Origin of the sequence: Pectobacterium carotovorum (assembly GCF_033898505.1) — a bacterium.
Taxonomy (GTDB): Bacteria; Pseudomonadota; Gammaproteobacteria; order Enterobacterales; family Enterobacteriaceae; genus Pectobacterium; species Pectobacterium carotovorum_J.
Window position 1 is genome coordinate 16,167 of the sequence record NZ_JAXAFK010000002.1, and the last position, 16,942, is coordinate 33,108.

Annotated in this window: 15 protein-coding genes; 9 read left to right on the forward strand and 6 right to left on the reverse strand. The window is 53.6% G+C overall.

The window, feature by feature from the left end:
- The first annotated feature begins 247 nt into the window (after positions 1 to 247).
- The 7 genes from R9X49_RS12095 (at position 248) to R9X49_RS12125 (ending at position 7,656) form a co-directional block, all read left to right on the forward strand.
- Complete coding sequence (locus tag R9X49_RS12095) at positions 248 to 676, forward strand: TOBE domain-containing protein (protein WP_319848659.1); 429 nt, start codon at positions 248 to 250, stop codon at positions 674 to 676.
- Between the two features lie 385 nt (positions 677 to 1,061).
- Positions 1,062 to 2,099 (forward strand): ABC transporter substrate-binding protein, encoded by a 1,038-nt coding sequence (locus R9X49_RS12100; RefSeq protein ID WP_319848660.1) that lies wholly within the window; start codon positions 1,062 to 1,064, stop codon positions 2,097 to 2,099.
- Entirely contained in the window at positions 2,096 to 3,091 is a 996-nt protein-coding gene (locus R9X49_RS12105; RefSeq protein WP_319848661.1) for an iron ABC transporter permease, read from the forward strand. Before R9X49_RS12100 ends, R9X49_RS12105 begins: the two co-directional genes overlap by 4 nt.
- The gene (locus R9X49_RS12110; protein WP_319848662.1) at positions 3,088 to 3,846 is read left to right on the forward strand and encodes an ABC transporter ATP-binding protein; all 759 of its coding nucleotides are present in this window, start codon (positions 3,088 to 3,090) and stop codon (positions 3,844 to 3,846) included. Before R9X49_RS12105 ends, R9X49_RS12110 begins: the two co-directional genes overlap by 4 nt.
- 55 nt (positions 3,847 to 3,901) lie before the next feature.
- Positions 3,902 to 4,723, forward strand: coding sequence for a class I SAM-dependent methyltransferase (locus R9X49_RS12115; RefSeq protein WP_319848663.1), 822 nt, complete (start codon positions 3,902 to 3,904; stop codon positions 4,721 to 4,723).
- Entirely contained in the window at positions 4,720 to 5,568 is an 849-nt protein-coding gene (gene modD / locus R9X49_RS12120; RefSeq protein WP_319848664.1) for a ModD protein, read from the forward strand. The genes R9X49_RS12115 and modD overlap by 4 nt, the downstream gene beginning before the upstream one ends.
- A 96-nt stretch (positions 5,569 to 5,664) precedes the next feature.
- The gene (locus R9X49_RS12125) at positions 5,665 to 7,656 is read left to right on the forward strand and encodes a TonB-dependent receptor (RefSeq protein WP_319848665.1); all 1,992 of its coding nucleotides are present in this window, start codon (positions 5,665 to 5,667) and stop codon (positions 7,654 to 7,656) included.
- 72 nt (positions 7,657 to 7,728) lie between these two features.
- On the opposite strand, the gene accC is transcribed toward R9X49_RS12125, so the two are convergent.
- The 6 genes from accC to R9X49_RS12155 all read right to left on the reverse strand — a co-directional run bounded on the left by accC (position 7,729) and on the right by R9X49_RS12155 (position 13,244).
- Positions 7,729 to 9,072, reverse strand: a complete 1,344-nt coding sequence (accC, locus tag R9X49_RS12130; RefSeq protein WP_319848666.1) for an acetyl-CoA carboxylase biotin carboxylase subunit — start codon at positions 9,070 to 9,072, stop codon at positions 7,729 to 7,731.
- A gap of 11 nt (positions 9,073 to 9,083) precedes the next feature.
- Positions 9,084 to 9,551 carry an acetyl-CoA carboxylase biotin carboxyl carrier protein gene (accB, locus tag R9X49_RS12135; protein WP_010681551.1) on the reverse strand — a complete coding sequence of 156 codons (468 nt, stop codon included), beginning with the start codon at positions 9,549 to 9,551 and terminating at the stop codon, positions 9,084 to 9,086.
- 24 nt (positions 9,552 to 9,575) lie between these two features.
- A complete protein-coding gene (aroQ, locus tag R9X49_RS12140; RefSeq protein WP_180743609.1) occupies positions 9,576 to 10,028 on the reverse strand; it encodes a type II 3-dehydroquinate dehydratase in 453 nt (150 codons plus the stop codon).
- A gap of 254 nt (positions 10,029 to 10,282) precedes the next feature.
- The gene (gene msrQ, locus R9X49_RS12145) at positions 10,283 to 10,882 is read right to left on the reverse strand and encodes a protein-methionine-sulfoxide reductase heme-binding subunit MsrQ (RefSeq protein WP_012772971.1); all 600 of its coding nucleotides are present in this window, start codon (positions 10,880 to 10,882) and stop codon (positions 10,283 to 10,285) included.
- Between the two features lie 79 nt (positions 10,883 to 10,961).
- On the reverse strand, positions 10,962 to 11,963 hold the full coding sequence (msrP, locus tag R9X49_RS12150; RefSeq protein ID WP_319848667.1) for a protein-methionine-sulfoxide reductase catalytic subunit MsrP: 1,002 nt from the start codon (positions 11,961 to 11,963) through the stop codon (positions 10,962 to 10,964).
- Positions 11,964 to 12,266: 303 nt separating this feature from the next.
- Complete coding sequence (locus R9X49_RS12155; protein ID WP_319848668.1) at positions 12,267 to 13,244, reverse strand: MDR family oxidoreductase; 978 nt, start codon at positions 13,242 to 13,244, stop codon at positions 12,267 to 12,269.
- Between the two features lie 373 nt (positions 13,245 to 13,617).
- On the opposite strand from R9X49_RS12155, the gene csrD reads away from it, so the two are divergent.
- Both csrD and mreB read left to right on the forward strand, forming a co-directional pair.
- Positions 13,618 to 15,555, forward strand: coding sequence for an RNase E specificity factor CsrD (gene csrD, locus R9X49_RS12160; RefSeq protein WP_319848669.1), 1,938 nt, complete (start codon positions 13,618 to 13,620; stop codon positions 15,553 to 15,555).
- Positions 15,556 to 15,871: 316 nt separating this feature from the next.
- Positions 15,872 to 16,915, forward strand: a complete 1,044-nt coding sequence (mreB, locus tag R9X49_RS12165; RefSeq protein WP_010300322.1) for a rod shape-determining protein MreB — start codon at positions 15,872 to 15,874, stop codon at positions 16,913 to 16,915.
- The last annotated feature ends 27 nt before the right edge of the window (positions 16,916 to 16,942 follow it).

Consider the following 16,942-nt stretch of genomic DNA (forward strand, 5'->3'; position numbering starts at 1 on the left):
GATCTTGAGGTAATTGGCGAATGATGGATGCCACATCGCATAATTTTCTCAGGAGAACGTTTACTATAGGGCTATTATTTATCGTCTGCTATTCCAGCGAGGAATAGTTGCGATACGAAAGGAAAGTAATAATAGCGCCAACGATATTGGCGCTGTTGTGCATCAGGTAATTATCGTGTCGCAACTTCCTGCTGCCTGGATTATTTAGTCGTTACTATTATGTTAAAGATGAACCAAAGGAGTCGTTATGTCAGTTTCAGCAAGAAATCAGCTTTCGGGTGTTGTGTCTTCCATTGTTGAGGGTGCGGTAAACAATGAAGTGGCATTGACCCTGGAAAGTGGGGATAAGTTAACGACGGTGATTACACGAGCCAGCTGTCAGTCTATGGACCTTGCCGTTGGCAAGCCGGCCATTGCGTTGGTGAAAGCCCCTTGGGTCATTCTGGCATCCGCCGAATGTGGTTTGAATTTTTCTGCCCGCAATCAGTTTCACGGTAAGGTGAGTTCCGTCACGAAAGGTGCCGTTAACTCGACAGTACAGCTGGAGACTGCCGGTGGGTTGACGCTGACCTCAACTGTTACCAATGAAAGTCTGGAAGAGATGAATATTGATGTGGGCAGCGAATTAATCGCTCTGGTTAAAGCATCCAGTATTATTCTGGCTACCCGGAAATAATTGCCGACTTCTTTAGCGAATTAAACCGCTTCCAGCCGATAAACGACCGACCTATACGGGTTTATCGGCTTATTTTTTACCGTAAATGCTTTCTCCCTTTGATGTATCCCCGCGTAAAACATCCCTTATTTCGCTGTTCAAATGACCCACATCAACTATCGCTGGAAATGTGATCTGGATGATTGACCCTGAATTTTGTGTGTGGATAATGTCGATGTGTAAAAATATATATAACGATGCTCGTCATACTTCAAATTGCATGTACGTTGGCTGCGCTTAGTCACCCGAATCACTTACCTGAGTAAGCTCATCGGGATTCCTTCCCTTGCCGCCTGCCTGAAATTTGAATTATTTAGAGCGGATATTATTTAACTCTGGGATCATCATGGGAATTAACAGGCGTACTTTTTTGTCGTATCTGGCGGCACTGTCTGCTTTACCTCTTTTGCCTGCGTCCTTTGCACATGCGTTTGATCGTATTGCCGGACGGTTTGGTCAGATTCCCAACCCTTCTGATATTCAGCGTGTTATCAGCGCGGGGCCGCCTGCGGATCTGCTGCTGTTAGCACTGGCGCCAGAAAAGCTGCTTGGGTTTTCATCGTTTGATTTGTCGGGCGAATCGGGGGCGCTGTTTTCTGAAACCGTACGCCGATTGCCGCGTTTGGGCCGCCTATCGGGCCGAGCCAGTACGTTATCGCTGGAAAAACTGCTGACGCTGAACCCAGACATCATCATCGACTGCGGGAATGCTGATGAAACATATCGCTCTCTGGCGCAGAGAACCGCACAGCAAACCGGTGTGCCTTACGTGCTGGTGGATGGCGGCCTTCAGGATACGCCTTCGCAGCTCCGGCAGGTGGGGCAGTTACTGAATGTCGCAGAGCGGGCGGAGCAGCAGGCGCAGTTTGCCGAGGCGATTTTGCAGCGTGCGAATGCCTACCGCACCAATGCTCAAGCTGAGAAGCCGCGTTTTTATTTCGCTCGCGGGGCGATGGGGCTGGAAACCGGCCTGCGTGGTTCTCTCCACACCGAAGCGGTGGAGCTATTGGGTTTTGAGAACGTTGCTACCGCAGGGGAGCTAAAAACGCTGACTCAGGTGTCGATGGAGCACATTCTGCGGTGGAACCCGGAACTCATCATCACGCAGGATGTGCAGAGCTATCAGCACATTATGCATTCGGAGCAATGGCGGGGCGTGCATGCGGTTGCACAGCGGCGCGTGATCCTGATGTCCGGCTTGCCGTTTGGCTGGCTGGATGCACCGCCCGGTCTGAACCGGCTGCTGGGGCTGTGCCGCTTACAAAGCCATTTTGACCCTGCTGCTGCTCAGCAGCTCAAAAGTGATACCCGAATGTTTTTCCGCCTGTTTTGCCATACCGATCTGAATGATGCGCAGCTTGAGCAACTGCTGAGAGTGGTATGAAAAGCCATACCATTACTCTAGTTCTGGGGGTTTTACTGATCGGCAGCGCGCTGCTCGCGTTAGCGGTGGGGCACTATTCCCTCTCTGTGCATGAAATCCTGCAAATTATCGCTGCTCCGCAGGGAACAGCGTCGATCGAGCCACGTAAAGCGACGGTATTCTGGAACATTCGCGTGCCGCGCCTGCTGGCGGCGATGCTGATTGGCGCCGGGCTGGCTGCCGCCGGCGCAGCTTATCAGGGCATGTTCCGTAATCCTCTGGTTTCCCCCGATATTCTTGGTGTCTCTGCCGGTGCTGGCGTAGGGGCAACGCTCGGGATTTTCCTTGGCTTACCGATGCTGTTTATTCAGCTTCTGGCGTTTGTCGGTGGGCTAGGGGCGGTGACGCTGGTCTGCCTGATTGCCCGTATGGCGAAACGACACGATCCCGTATTGGCACTGGTGCTGGTGGGTATGGCGATCGGCGCATTAGGCGGTGCGGCGATCGCACTGATCAAGATCCTGGCCGATCCCTATACTCAGCTACCGTCTATTACTTTCTGGCTATTGGGTGGGCTCTCCGCCATCACCATTCAGGACTTAAACGTTGCCGCGATACTGATTGTGATTGGGTTGGCCCCGCTTATTTTACTGCGCTGGCGCATGAATCTGTTGAGCCTGCCGGATGAAGAAGCCCGCACGCTGGGAGTGAATATTCGTTGTACGCGGCTGTTATTCATTTTTGCGGCGACGTTAATTACCGCCAGCGCGGTGTCGATTGCTGGAATCATCGGGTGGATAGGGCTGGTGGTGCCGCACATCTGCCGTTTGATCGTCGGAGACAATTTCAATCGGCTATTGCCCGTTTCCATTGCCGTTGGGGCGCTGCTGCTGTTACTCACCGACACGCTGGCACGCACGCTGGCTGCGATTGAACTGCCGCTAGGCATTCTGACGTCGTCCATCGGTGCGCCCTTCTTCCTGCTCCTGCTGTTGAGGGGAGAAAGAGCATGACGGGCAGCAGCATCGCTACGCTTCAGGCGGTTAGCGTCGGATATGGTCGCACCGTTGTGAACCGCGACATCTCGTTTTCACTACCATCCGGGCAGATTACCTGTTTGCTGGGCACCAATGGCAGCGGCAAAACCACCCTGATGCGCACCCTGTTGGGCCTGATTCCTGCCTTTTCTGGTCAGATACACATCGGCGAAAAACCTATTGCCGCATGGTCTGCCAGAGCGCTCGCACAGGTCGCGGCCTATGTGCCTCAGGCGCATGACTCTCCCTTTTCCTTTCGCGTGCTGGATATGGTGCTGATGGGATGTCACCCCCGTTTGTCGCTCTTTTCCACGCCCGGAAAACGTGAGATCGCGAGTGCTGAAGCGGTGTTATCACAGCTAGGTATTTTGTCGCTGAGCCAGCGTTCATACGCGACGCTGAGCGGAGGGGAGCGCCAGCGCGTACTGATTGCCCGCGCATTAGTACAGCAGCCTGCGCTGATGGTGATGGACGAACCGGCGGCCAGTCTGGATTTTGGCAATCAGATTCGATTATTGGCACACATCAAGCGGCTTAAAGAAAGCGGCATCGCGGTGCTGATGTCCACACACCATCCTCAGCATGCGCGAGCCGTGGCGGATAACGTGGTTTTGCTACATCCCGGCGCGGGGACGGAACAGGGATCTCCGGACGCGCTGCTGACGCCAACGAGGCTGGCGGCGCTATACGGCGTACAAGAAGCGGATATTCACGCCCATTTCCGTACCTGATGCCCTGTGCGTGCAGGTAAACGGCATCGAATAAAAGAGAAATCAGGAAGAGAATATGATTATCGACGAGATTGATTTTTCCGCGCTTTATCAGGCGCATATGGCGCGGGCGGCCAGAACCGCCAAAACCCCGGAACACTGGGATAAGCGTGCAGAAAACATGGCAATAGAATGCGCGGGGCCACGCGATCCGTATCTGGATCGGTTCATCGCCAACATGGATTTTTCGGGGGCGACAACGCTGCTGGACGTTGGATGCGGGCCGGGGTCGGTGTGTCTGAATGTGGCGTCGCGTCTTGAACAGGTTTACGGCATTGATTACAGCGAGGGCATGCTGGACGTGGCACGCCGTCGGGCGGAGGCAATGGGGATAGGAAATGCGACATTTGCTCACCGTGCCTGGGAAGACGACTGGGCAGATCTGCCCGACTGCGACATTGTGGTGGCATCGCGATCGACGCTGGTTATGGATCTGGCGGCCGCGCTTTACAAGCTGAATCAGAAAGCCCGCCTGCGGGTGTACACCACCCACACGGTTTCCCCTACGTTTGTCGATCCACGGATTTCGGCGGCAATCGGGCGAACATCGACATCGTTACCGAACTATATCTATGCCGTGAATATCCTCTATCGCATGGGCATTCACGCCAGCGTGAGCTTTATTCGCGGGCAGAATTGCCAAAGGCATACCGAAACCTTCGAGCGTTTTGCGGACGGTGTGGCCTGGTCATTAGGCAAGTTGAGTGAGGAAGAAAAACAGCGCCTGAGAGCCTATTACGATGCGCATCAGGATGATGATATTCCGCTCGTTTCGCCGACGCGGGATTGGGCGTTTGTCTACTGGGATGTGGTTCCACATGCGGAGTTCGCGCGATGATTTATATCCCGGATGCGTACCTTGACCAGCTCTTGCAGGAAGATATTCAGTACGGTGATGTCACCACACGGGCGCTGGGAATAGGGCAAGGGGAAGGGGAGATCGCGTTTTTCCATCGTCAGGGTGGGTGCGTGAGCGGGATGCCGGTGGCGGAACGCCTGCTACAGCGGCTGGGGCTGCGGGTGACGCATTGCGTTCAGGAAGGGGAACGCGTGCAGCCCGGCGCGGCGATGCTTGCCGCAACGGGCAATGTCGCCGCGTTACATCAGGGATGGAAAGTCGCGCAGAACGTGCTGGAGTGGTGCTGTGGCGTCAGCGAGTATCTGCATCAAATGAAAGCAATTTATACTCGCGAGGTGCCATCTGGGCAGATTGCCTGTACACGCAAAATTATTCCGGGTACGAAGCTGCTCTCAGTCTTAGCCGTGCTGGCCGGGGGCGGAATTGTGCACCGTCTGGGCTGTGCAGAAACCGTGCTGCTATTCACGAACCATCGTCGCTTTTTGTCGAATCAGGACGATTGGGCCGCCCATGTTGCCCAACTACGCCACGCGGCACCGGAGAAAGCCATCATCGTGGAAGTGGATAGTCCCGATGAGGCGATGATGGCGCTCAGCGCCGGGCCCGATATTCTACAGCTTGATAAGTTTACGCCTGAACAGGTGATTGCCACGCTGTCTTACGCTGCCCGCCATGCGCCCGCATGTAAGGTGTCTGCGGCGGGAGGAATCAACTTGCAAACGGTTCAACGCTATGCCGAAACCGGTGTTGCTCTGCTCGTCACGTCTGCGCCTTACCACGCGCCCTCTGCCGATATCCGTGTCGTTTTAACGCCAAAACGCTAACGTCATCATCCTGAACGCCCGGATGACGGGAAGTGGCGATATCTATCGTTATATAAATTTTTATACAGCAATGTGTTTTTTTAAGGGAACAATGTCATGCAAATAAAAAAATTAAGTTGGTTGTTGTCAGCCAGTCTATTACCCGTCTCTTGCGTCTATGCCGCCTCTGGTGACGCGGTTGAGGGCACGAAGGAGAAAGACGTGATGACGGTGTGGAGCAGCCCGGTCGCGGCGACCAACGATATTGTGAATCAGGAGCAGATTAATCAGCTAAATCGACGCAATGTGGCGGAAGCGCTGAATACCGTGCCGGGAGTGACGTTACAAAAGTCAGGCGGGCGCAGTGAGCAACAGGTGAAAGTTCGCGGCTTTGATAGCCGACAGGTGCCGGTTTTCCTCGACGGCGTGCCGATTTATGTTCCCTATGACGGCAACCTGGATCTTGGCCGTTTTCAGGCTTCCGATCTGGCGGCGGTCGAGGTGTCTAAAGGGTATACCTCGCTGTTACAGGGCCCGAATCAAATGGGGGGCGCGATTAACCTCACTACCCTGCGGCCGAAAAAAGAGCTGGAAGCGAACGTGCGCTTGAATCAGGGCTGGGCGCGCGGGCGTGACAACGCGCATAACATGGATGCGTCGTTTGGCGGGAAAAGCGATTTGGGGTTCTTCCAGATTAGCGGCAGTCGTCAGAAGCAGCGGTTTACCGGGCTGCCTCACGGCGTTGATAACGCGATTGCCGGTAGCGAAGGTCAGCGGATGAATTCCGGCAATGATGACAAGCGCGGCATGCTTAAGGTCGGGTTTACGCCGCGGGAATCCGATGAATATACGTTTACCTACATCAATCAGGAAGGTGAAAAGAATACGCCGCCTTATGCAGGCAACAGCGGTCAGTCAGGACGCTATTGGCAGTGGCCGGACTACAACAAAGAAAGCTATTACTATCAGGGCACCACAAAGCTTAGTGACAGAATGACGCTGAAAAGCCGCTTCTATCACGATGAATTTGAAAATACCTTGCTGATGTATAAAACGCTGGCGGATTTCAAAAATAAGAGCGGTAACTATAGCCACTATGCGGATTTCAGTAACGGCGCGGGGCTGCAATTAGGGATTGATATGCGCGAGCTGGATTTGCTGTCGTTCGCCGTACACTGGAAAGATGATGTGCATCGCGAGAAAGGGGCGATTAATGCGCCATATGACCGCTATAAGGACCGTACCTGGTCGATGGCAAGCGAATACCAGTGGAATGTGTTCGATAAGCTGGACGCGGTATTTGGCCTGAGTTACGACTGGCGCGACAGCAAGCAGGGCATGAAGTATGAGAAAAACGGCGCGCTAACGAATTATGACCAAAACAATCAGGATGCCTTTAACTGGCAGATGATGACGAAGTACCGCTTCGATAATCGCGATGAGCTGCAATTATCGCTGTCTGAACGTAGCCGTTTTCCTACGTTGAAAGAGCGTTACACCACCTCTAAGCCAGCCAAAAATCAGGATGCGCTGGTTAATCCGAACCTCAAACCCGAACGTGCGCAAAACCTTGAGCTGAACTATCGCGGCGGCTTGACCGAAAGCTGGGGTTACGACGCCAGCGTGTACTACAACCGGGTATCGAATGCGATTCTGTCACATAACATTACGCCAAGCCTGATCCAAAATCGTAACAGCGGCCGGGTAGATTACTACGGCATGGATCTGGGTATTCACGGTGATGTCAAAGATTGGCTAACCGTCGGGGTTAACTATGGGCTGATTCATAGCGATGTGAAACGCCAGGAAATCGGCAACATTGTCGATCTGCCGAAGCATAAGGTGTTTGCCTGGGCAACGATCACGCCTGTCGAACCGGTCAGCATTACGGTGATGGAAGAAGCGCGTAGCTGGGGATTCAATAATTCAGATAATAACGATAAAACGCGCGGATTTGCGGTGACCAATGTGCGGGTGGATTATCGTCTGGGTGCTGGCTTTAGCGTGAATGCGTCGGTCAACAACCTGTTTGATACGGCCTACGCTTATCAGGAAGGTTATGTTGAGGAAGGACGTAATTATTGGTTGGGCGTTGCTTACCAGTATTAATCCCCGAGGGCATATATACCTTAAATAACAAAGGCCAGCATAAGCTGGCCTTTTGACTCGATTGCGCAGCGTTTACTGCAAGCCGAGTTTCTTCTCCAGATAGTGGATGTTCGTGCCACCTCTCTGGAAGTTTTCATCGCTCATGATCTTCATCTGAAGTTCGATGTTGGTTTTGATGCCATCGATAATCAGTTCAGCCAGCGCGTTCTTCATACGGGAAATCGCGATTTCGCGGGTTTCGCCGTAGGTGATCAGCTTGCCGATCATAGAATCGTAATACGGCGGTACGGTATAACCGGCGTAAATGTGCGATTCCCAACGGACACCAAAGCCGCCCGGCGCGTGGAAACGCGTGATTTTACCTGGGCTTGGCAGGAACGTGTTCGGATCTTCCGCGTTGATACGGCATTCCACTGCATGGCCGCGAACCTTGACGTCTTTCTGCTTGATGGACAGCGGCAGACCAGCAGCAATACGCAGCTGTTCTTTGATCAGATCCACGCCGGTAATCATCTCGGTGACCGGATGCTCCACCTGAATACGGGTGTTCATTTCAATGAAGTAGAACTCGCCGTTTTCGTATAGGAACTCAAACGTACCCGCACCGCGATAGTTGATATCGATACAGGCTTTGGCGCAGCGATCGCCGATATTGCGGCGCAGTTCGTCTGTGATGCCCGGTGCTGGCGCTTCTTCCACCACTTTCTGGTGGCGACGCTGCATGGAGCAGTCACGTTCGGCCAGATAAACGGCATGGCCCTGACCGTCAGCCAATACCTGAATTTCCACGTGACGTGGGTTTTCCAGGTATTTTTCCATGTAGACCATGTCGTTGTTGAAAGCCGCTTTGGCTTCCGCACGGGTCATGTTGATGGATTGTTCCAGCTCTTTGTCGCTGCGCACGACGCGCATACCACGACCGCCGCCGCCGCCAGAGGCTTTGATGATGACCGGATAGCCGATGCGTTTTGCATGAGCGCGGTTAGCGTCCATGTCACCGTCTAACGGGCCATCAGAGCCAGGTACGGTTGGAACACCCGCTTTTTTCATCGCGGTAATGGCTGACACTTTGTCACCCATCAGGCGAATGGTTTCTGCGCGTGGGCCGATGAAGATAAAGCCAGAGCGTTCAACCTGCTCGGCAAAATCCGCATTTTCGGACAGGAAACCGTAACCAGGGTGAATTGCGACGGCCCCAGTGATTTCCGCAGCGGAAATAATCGCTGGGATATTCAGATAGCTTTTTGTTGACGGCGCCGGGCCGATACACACGGTTTCGTCCGCCAGCAATACGTGTTTCAAATCGCGATCCGCACTGGAGTGAACGGCGACGGTTTTGATGCCCAGTTCTTTACAGGCACGCAAAATACGCAGCGCAATCTCTCCGCGGTTAGCGATAACGATTTTATCTAGCATGATAAGCCTCGTTATTCGATGACAACCAGTGGCTCGTCAAATTCAACCGGCTGACCGCTTTCGACCAGGATGGCTTTAACCACGCCTGATTTGTCGGCTTCGATCTGGTTCATCATTTTCATGGCTTCGACGATGCACAGGGTATCGCCAACATTGACGTGCTGACCCACTTCCACAAACGCTTTAGCGTCCGGGCTTGGGGTGCGATAGAAGGTTCCAACCATTGGAGAACGAACGATGTGTCCACTGATGGCAGCCGGTGCTGCTGCAGCTTCCACTGGCGCTGGTGCAACGGCGGCGGCCAGAGCAGGCTGTGGCTGCATCATTGGCGTAGCGTAGGCCTGTTGCATCATCGGGTAGTTAACCGCTGCTGGGGCACGACTGATACGTACTGATTCTTCACCTTCAGAAATTTCCAGTTCGGCGATGCCGGACTCTTCAACCAGTTCGATCAGTTTTTTGATTTTACGAATATCCATGGATGTGGTTCCGTACTCTTTTGTTTAATTGGAAGTTGACAGGCGTTTTACCGCCGTCTGTAAAGCATACTGATAGCCATCTGCCCCCAGGCCACATATCACGCCTACCGCAACATCAGAAAGATAGGAGTGATGACGAAAAGGCTCACGTGCGTGCACGTTGGACAGATGAATTTCGATAAACGGAATCGAGACCGCCAGCAGGGCATCACGCAGCGCAACGCTGGTGTGGGTGAATGCCGCTGGGTTAATCAGAATGAAGTCTGTGTTTCCTCTGGCCTGATGGATGGTATCGATCAGGACATGTTCCGCGTTGGATTGCAGATGGGAAAACTTCACGTTCAATGTCTGCGCCTGTGTTTCCAGTTCGCTGACAATGTCTGCTAGCGTCGTCTTACCGTATTTGTCGGGCTCTCGGGTTCCTAGCAGATTCAGGTTTGGACCGTTCAAGAGCAAAATGTGAAACTTTTCTGCCATTGTGCTGCTATCTCCCGCGATTGACCAAGATTGCCAAAACCGTGTCGCACAAAATAGCGCGAAGCTATTCGTTTGTCACCTTTCGTGATGCAAATTGTCCGGCCCGAGAAATTAAAGTCGTGCATTATAACCATATCGTGGCAATTCGCAGCTAAATACTGGTCTTATCTGCGGAGATATTCCTGCGCCAGACCGTGAGACAGCGTGAATCTTGCTGCGGCTCACACCCGGCTTTTCCCCTGCTAGCGCGGCGTTTAGCGCCACCATTGACGAAATTTCTTATAACGGAACAGCAGCAATATCAGCGCCGCGAGCGCATACAAAATGGGCTGTGGAGACAGCGTTTTAACTGACCAAAGATAGTGGATAGGCGCAAGGATGGCGACTAAATAGACGAAATTATGCAGTTTTTGCCATTGCGATCCCAACTTGCGCATCATTATCTGTGGCGAGGTCACCGCCAGCGCCAGCAAAATCAGCCAGCTTATGACACCCAGCGTCAAATAAGGACGGGATATCAGCTCCTTACCCAACAGCGCCAGATGATCCAGGCCCAGTTCCAGCAGCGCATAGCTCACCAGATGTAACGTCGCCCAGAAAAAGCACCACAGGCCGAGGAGGCGTCGGCAGCGAATAAGCAGTGGCTGTTTGCCATAGCGAGCCAGTGGCGTGACTAACAGCGTCGCCAGCAGCAATTTCAGCGCCATTCTGCCGGTAAAATGCTGGATATCCTTGGCTGGATCGGCGCTGAACCACCCTTGGTCAACCGACAATATCAGCCACAGCAGCGGCAGAAAACCAGCCAGATGGAGTAGCACTTTTAACCGGGTAATGTGTTGTAGCGTCAGTCTCATGCTGATGTGAATTCCTATCCTGACAAAGTGTTATTGGCGAGACGTTTTGTGTTATTAGCTAGGCGTTTTGTGTTATTAGCTAAAAGTTGTCGCGCAGATTCAAGCCGCGATACAGCGAAGCGACCTGTTCCGCATAGCCGTTGAACAGCAGCGTAGGTTGACGCTCAACGTTAAGCAGGCCGCCTGAACCGATGACGCGTTCTGTTGCCTGCGACCAGCGCGGGTGATCCACATGGGGGTTAACGTTGGCGTAGAAGCCATATTCGTCCGGAGCCGCCAGGTTCCACGTGCAGGGTGGTTTCTCACGAGTGAACCGAATATGTACGATGGATTTGATGTTTTTGAAGCCGTATTTCCACGGCGTGACTAACCGGATAGGGGCGCCGTTCTGCGGCGGCAACGTTTTGCCGTAAACCCCGACGGCCAGCAGCGCCAAAGGGTTCATGGCTTCATCCAGCCGCAGTCCTTCTACATAGGGATAATCTAACCCGCCGCCCATGAAGCGATCTTTTTGTCCCGGCATCTGTTCCGGGTCGTAAAGCGTCTGAAACGCCACGTAGCGGGCGTTGCTGGTGGGTTCGGCGAATTTTATCAGCTTGGCCAACTCAAAACCGACCCACGGAATCACCATCGACCACGCCTCAACGCAGCGAAAACGGTAGATCCGTTCTTCCAGTGGAAAGCGTTTGAGTAAATCGTCGATATCCAGCGTGAGGGGTTTGGCGACATCGCCGTCTATCTTGACGGTCCAGCCTTCGGTTTTTAACCCGCCCGCATTGGCTGCCGGATCGGCTTTATCGAGCCCGAACTCATAGAAGTTGTTATACCCCGTGACCTTATCTTCCGGCGTGAGCGGTAAATCGAGCTTCCAGTCTGTAGGTTGGCTAAACGTGAGCGGTTTACCCGGCGGCGCTTTGGGTTTATCAGCACCTTTAAACCAGGCCAGCAGATCAGCCTGCGCAGAAAACGGCAGGGCAAGTGCCGCAGCGGAAATACCCAGCGCTTTGAGTACGCGTCGGCGCTGATAGAAGAGGGATTCCGGGGTAACGTCGGCTTCCGTGAACTTGCGATGTTTGTGCATGTGAACTCCCGCCAGTCATTATTATTGTTGACGCAAAGTGGCGTTTTTACTGCTTACCGTTCACTTAGTTATAGATGACTTGCGGTGGAAACCGCGACAGGAGAGATGAAATACTTTTTTGCAGGGTGTAACAGCGCTCAAGATTACTGATAATGCGTTGGGCGATGATAATGGATAGATCGTAAAGACGCTGTGAATACATCCATGTACGCTCGAGCCGCGACATCCCTGTCGCGGACGCTTTACTCTTCTATTCCATTATCACCGTTTTCGTTCCGCAAATTAATACGTCAACGAACGGTGTTAGCTGATTTTTACCAGCGTACGGCCAGTGACTTTATTTTCCAGCAGCGCAGCAGCGGTGGCTGGGACGTCTTCTAATCCGATTTCCTGTGTGACCTGCTGATAGAACGACTCAGGCAGGATGGTAGCCAGACGCTCCCATGCCTGCTGACGGCGAGCCAGCGGTGCCATAACGGAATCCACGCCTTGCAGGCGAACATTGCGTAAAATAAAAGGCATTACGGTAGTCGGCAGCGCAACACCGCCAGCCAGACCGCATGCGGCGACTGTCGCGTTGTAATCCATCTGTGCCAGCAGCGTCGCCAGTACGTTATCGCCGACGGTATCCACCGCGCCAGCCCAGCGTTGTTTCTCCAGCGGGCGAGGGCTTCCGCTGAATTCGCTGCGATCCAGTACCTGCTTCGCTCCGAGTTTCTTCAGGTAATCGGTGTTGTCGGCACGACCGCTCACGGCGGTGACCTGATAGCCTAGCTCTGCAAGCAGGGCGACAGCCGTACTGCCGACGCCGCCGCTGGCACCGGTCACAATAATGTCGCCGCTTTCCGGTGTGATGCCACCGTCTTCCAGCGCCATGACGCACAGCATCGCGGTGAAGCCCGCGGTGCCAAGGATCATGGCGTTACGCGCATCCAGCGATGCGGGTAGGGGAACCAGCCAGTCGCTCTTCACGCGTGCCTGTTGCGCCAGTCCGCCCCAGTGGTTTTCACCCACGCCCCAACCGGTCAGGATGACGGGCTGGCCGACGGTAAACCGATCGCTGTCGCTGTGACGTACGGTTCCTGCGAAGTCGATTCCAGGAACCATCGGGAAATTACGGATAATTTTGCCTTTGCCGGTAATGGCAAGTGCATCCTTATAGTTAATACCGGACCAGTTGATATCGACAGTTACATCCCCGGTGGGAAGCTGCTCGGCGTCAATCTCGCGAATCTGAGCGTGGGTCAGTCCGTCTGACTGTTCAAGAACTAAAGCCTGCATGGGCTATCTCCTGTAGCAGGATTAATGTGGGGAAGTCATTAACGACTATATACCCGTCATACTTCAAGCTGCATGTGCGTTGGTGTCGTTCAGTCACCCGAATCACTTACTTGAGTAAGCTCATCGGGATGCCCTCGCTCGCCGCGTTACGAGGCGCATAAATGAGCCTCGCCCTAGCGGGCCAACGCTTTGCGTTGTTCAAAACGCTAGCGTTTTGTCCTGGAACTCGAATTATTTAGGGTATAGTTATTACAGGTACTATTTGTTAATAAAGTACCGTTTGTTAATGAAGGTACTATGTTGCTGGCCTATGCGAACTGATAAAAAACAACAAACTCGCAGAAATAACAATTATTTGGAATAGGACGCAGGGATGGGATTTACGACCAGATTCTCGATACTCGTGGTATTGCTGACGGTTCTCGCCATTTTTCTTATGCTTTTCAGTAGTATATTTAGCCTCTGTTATTATAGCCAGTTGCGAACCGAGCAGCAGCTGCGTGAGGTTACGGCCAGTATCGATCAGGCGTTATTAGTGCAATCGCCCGAAAATATCCAATATTGGCTGCCGAGTATGATGAAAACGGCAGGCATTGTTGTGCTGGATATTCAGGATAACGATTCGACCCTCTATTCAATACAGCTGCCTGAGGCCGGCTGGGAACGTACGCACCTCTATCATGAGGTCGAATTCCCGCTGATGCACCATCTGAACATGACGATCGCCATCAGGTATGTCGATCCGCTGATTGGTTTACCGCGCTTTGTGGTGTCGATGCTATCGGTGTTATTGGCTGCGGGTCTGATGCTCCTGATGCTGTATTTCTCCATCCGCTGGCTGCGCCGTCAGGCCGCCGGTCAGGAAGAGTTGGAAGAACGAGCACAGCGTATTCTCAAGGGTGAGCGTGAATCGGTTATGCAGGGGTCGGTACGTGAATGGCCGGTCAATACCAGCGGGGCGCTCGATCAACTGCTGTCTGATTTAGTGGAGGCACGGGAGGAACGCGGGCGGGTTGATACCCTAATTCGCGCTTTCGCCGCGCAGGACGCCGAAACCGGGCTGAGTAATCGTCTGTTTTTTGATAATCAGCTGACCACGCAGTTGGAAGATGGTGAAGAAGTGGGGACGCACGGCGTTGTCATGATGATCCGCGTACCCGATTTTGAAACCTTGCAGGAAACGCATGGCTATACCAGTGCACTTCAGGAATACCGTTTCACGCTGGTCAACCTGCTATCGACGTTTGTCATGCGCTATCCCTCTGCGCTGCTGGCGCGCTATTTCAGCAGCGATTTCACCGTATTACTCCCCCATAGCACGCTAAAAGAAGCCACTGCGATTGCCACGCAGTTGGTGAAGGCCATCGATATTCTCCCTGCCTGCCCGTTGATCGATCGGGAAGAGGTGCTCCACATTGGTATCTGTGCCTATCGTGGTGGGCAAAGTGCTGAACAGGTGATGGAAAGTGTGGAAGACGCGACGCGCAATGCGGTGTTGCAGGGCGGTAACAGCTGGTGCGTGTTTGACAGGCAGGTGCCAGACAAAGGGCGCGGCAGCGTGAAATGGCGCACCTTGCTGGAACAGACGTTGGCGCGCGGCGGTCCGCGGCTGTATCAGAAGCCCGCGGTCACGAAAGAGGGCGTGGTGCATCATCGTGAAATGATGAGCCGGATCTACGACGGAGAACAGGAACTGCTCGCCGCGGAGTATATGCCGCTGGTTCAACAACTGGGGCTGGCGGCCAGCTATGATCGGCAGTTGGTGGCGCGCATTATTGATTTATCAGCGAGCTGGCCGGGCGAAACACTGGCTTTGCCGGTAAGTGTGGACTCACTTTTGCAGAAGCCTTTCCTGCGCTGGCTGAAAGAAGTCTTACTCCAATGTCCGAAAACGCAGCGGCAGCGCATTTTATTTGAACTTGCAGAGGCTGATGTTTGTCAATATATCGGCCGCCTGCGCCCGGTTCTTAATGTGATCCTGGGATTAGGCTGTCGCCTGGCAGTCACGCAGGCGGGTTTAACGCTGGTTAGTACGACGTATATCAAGTCACTCCCCGTGGAGATCATCAAGCTTCATCCCGGTTTGGTGCGTAGTCTTGAACGCCGCCCGGAAAATCAGCTGTTTGTACAAAGCCTGACCGAAGCCTGTAAAGGCACGCAAACGCGGGTGTTTGCCGCTGGCGTGCGCACCAAAGAGGAGTGGCGAATGCTGTTGGGCAAGGGTGTCTATGGTGGGCAAGGGGATTTTTTTGCCGCATCAGTCCTTGTAACGGATGAGCTGAAAAAATATTCATCGCGGCATCGTGTTTAATATAAACGTCCTGTGCAAATTGACGTAGAATGAGGCGGTTGTTAAATCGGTTAGTGTGTGCTTACGATAGCGGCAATCCGATTAAATGTTAGATTTTATGTCCTGTGTTAGCGCAATTCTGTCGGGTGGACAGTGGTAAGATGCCTTGCCGCCTGAGGAGAAAGCATTTTGTGCCTTCTCCCTGACGCCGACGTGCGCAACGCAGACTCATTTTTCACCGAAGCAGAGCCTTTTCGTGCCTTGTCGCTGCTTCGTGTGGTTGGTAAAGTAGGCGGATTTATTTTTCGCCCCCAGCTTGCAGGATTATCCTTTAGTTATGTTTAAGAAATTTCGTGGCATGTTTTCCAACGACTTGTCCATCGACCTGGGTACCGCCAATACCCTGATTTACGTTAAAGGGCAGGGCATCATACTGAATGAACCCTCTGTGGTTGCGATTCGTCAGGATCGCGCCGGTTCCCAAAAAAGCGTGGCGGCGGTAGGCCACGACGCTAAACAGATGCTGGGCAGAACGCCTGGGAATATCGTGGCGATTCGCCCGATGAAAGACGGTGTTATCGCCGATTTCCAGGTCACGGAAAAAATGTTGCAGCACTTCATCAAGCAAGTGCATAGCGATAGCTTTATGCGTCCGAGCCCGCGCGTGCTGGTGTGTGTTCCGGTAGGAGCAACACAGGTTGAACGTCGTGCCATTCGCGAATCTGCACTCGGTGCGGGTGCCCGTGAAGTGTTCCTGATCGAAGAGCCGATGGCGGCTGCGATCGGTGCTGGCATGCCGGTATCCGAAGCGACAGGTTCCATGGTCGTAGATATCGGTGGTGGTACCACGGAAGTGGCGGTGATCTCGCTGAACGGCGTGGTGTACTCCTCTTCTGTCCGTATTGGTGGTGACCGCTTCGATGAAGCGATTATCAACTACGTTCGCCGTAACTATGGCTCACTGATCGGTGAAGCAACGGCAGAACGTATCAAGCATGAAATCGGCTCCGCTTATCCGGGCGACGAAGTGCTTGAGATTGAAGTGCGTGGCCGTAACCTTGCTGAAGGTGTGCCGCGTGGATTCACGCTGAACTCCAACGAAATTCTGGAAGCGCTGCAAGAGCCGTTGACGGGTATCGTCAGCGCGGTCATGGCGGCGTTGGAGCAGTGCCCACCGGAACTGGCCTCCGATATTTCCGAGCGCGGTATGGTGTTAACCGGCGGCGGCGCGCTGCTGCGTAACCTGGATCGCTTGCTGATGGAAGAAACCGGTATTCCGGTCGTGGTGGCTGAAGATCCACTGACCTGTGTTGCCCGTGGCGGCGGCAAGGCGCTGGAAATGATCGACATGCACGGTGGCGATTTGTTCAGCGAGGAGTAATCCTGTCTGGAAAAGGGGGGACCGGAT

What these genes read in the sequence shown, in the direction of transcription:
- R9X49_RS12095 (WP_319848659.1), top strand. Translation starts at nt 248, where the DNA reads ATGTCAGTTTCAGCAAGAAATCAGCTTTCGGGTGTTGTGTCTTCCATT.
- R9X49_RS12100 (WP_319848660.1), top strand. Translation starts at nt 1,062, where the DNA reads ATGGGAATTAACAGGCGTACTTTTTTGTCGTATCTGGCGGCACTGTCT.
- R9X49_RS12105 (WP_319848661.1), top strand. Translation starts at nt 2,096, where the DNA reads ATGAAAAGCCATACCATTACTCTAGTTCTGGGGGTTTTACTGATCGGC.
- R9X49_RS12110 (WP_319848662.1), top strand. Translation starts at nt 3,088, where the DNA reads ATGACGGGCAGCAGCATCGCTACGCTTCAGGCGGTTAGCGTCGGATAT.
- R9X49_RS12115 (WP_319848663.1), top strand. Translation starts at nt 3,902, where the DNA reads ATGATTATCGACGAGATTGATTTTTCCGCGCTTTATCAGGCGCATATG.
- modD (WP_319848664.1), top strand. Translation starts at nt 4,720, where the DNA reads ATGATTTATATCCCGGATGCGTACCTTGACCAGCTCTTGCAGGAAGAT.
- R9X49_RS12125 (WP_319848665.1), top strand. Translation starts at nt 5,665, where the DNA reads ATGCAAATAAAAAAATTAAGTTGGTTGTTGTCAGCCAGTCTATTACCC.
- accC (WP_319848666.1), bottom strand. Translation starts at nt 9,072, where the DNA reads ATGCTAGATAAAATCGTTATCGCTAACCGCGGAGAGATTGCGCTGCGT.
- accB (WP_010681551.1), bottom strand. Translation starts at nt 9,551, where the DNA reads ATGGATATTCGTAAAATCAAAAAACTGATCGAACTGGTTGAAGAGTCC.
- aroQ (WP_180743609.1), bottom strand. Translation starts at nt 10,028, where the DNA reads ATGGCAGAAAAGTTTCACATTTTGCTCTTGAACGGTCCAAACCTGAAT.
- msrQ (WP_012772971.1), bottom strand. Translation starts at nt 10,882, where the DNA reads ATGAGACTGACGCTACAACACATTACCCGGTTAAAAGTGCTACTCCAT.
- msrP (WP_319848667.1), bottom strand. Translation starts at nt 11,963, where the DNA reads ATGCACAAACATCGCAAGTTCACGGAAGCCGACGTTACCCCGGAATCC.
- R9X49_RS12155 (WP_319848668.1), bottom strand. Translation starts at nt 13,244, where the DNA reads ATGCAGGCTTTAGTTCTTGAACAGTCAGACGGACTGACCCACGCTCAG.
- csrD (WP_319848669.1), top strand. Translation starts at nt 13,618, where the DNA reads ATGGGATTTACGACCAGATTCTCGATACTCGTGGTATTGCTGACGGTT.
- mreB (WP_010300322.1), top strand. Translation starts at nt 15,872, where the DNA reads ATGTTTAAGAAATTTCGTGGCATGTTTTCCAACGACTTGTCCATCGAC.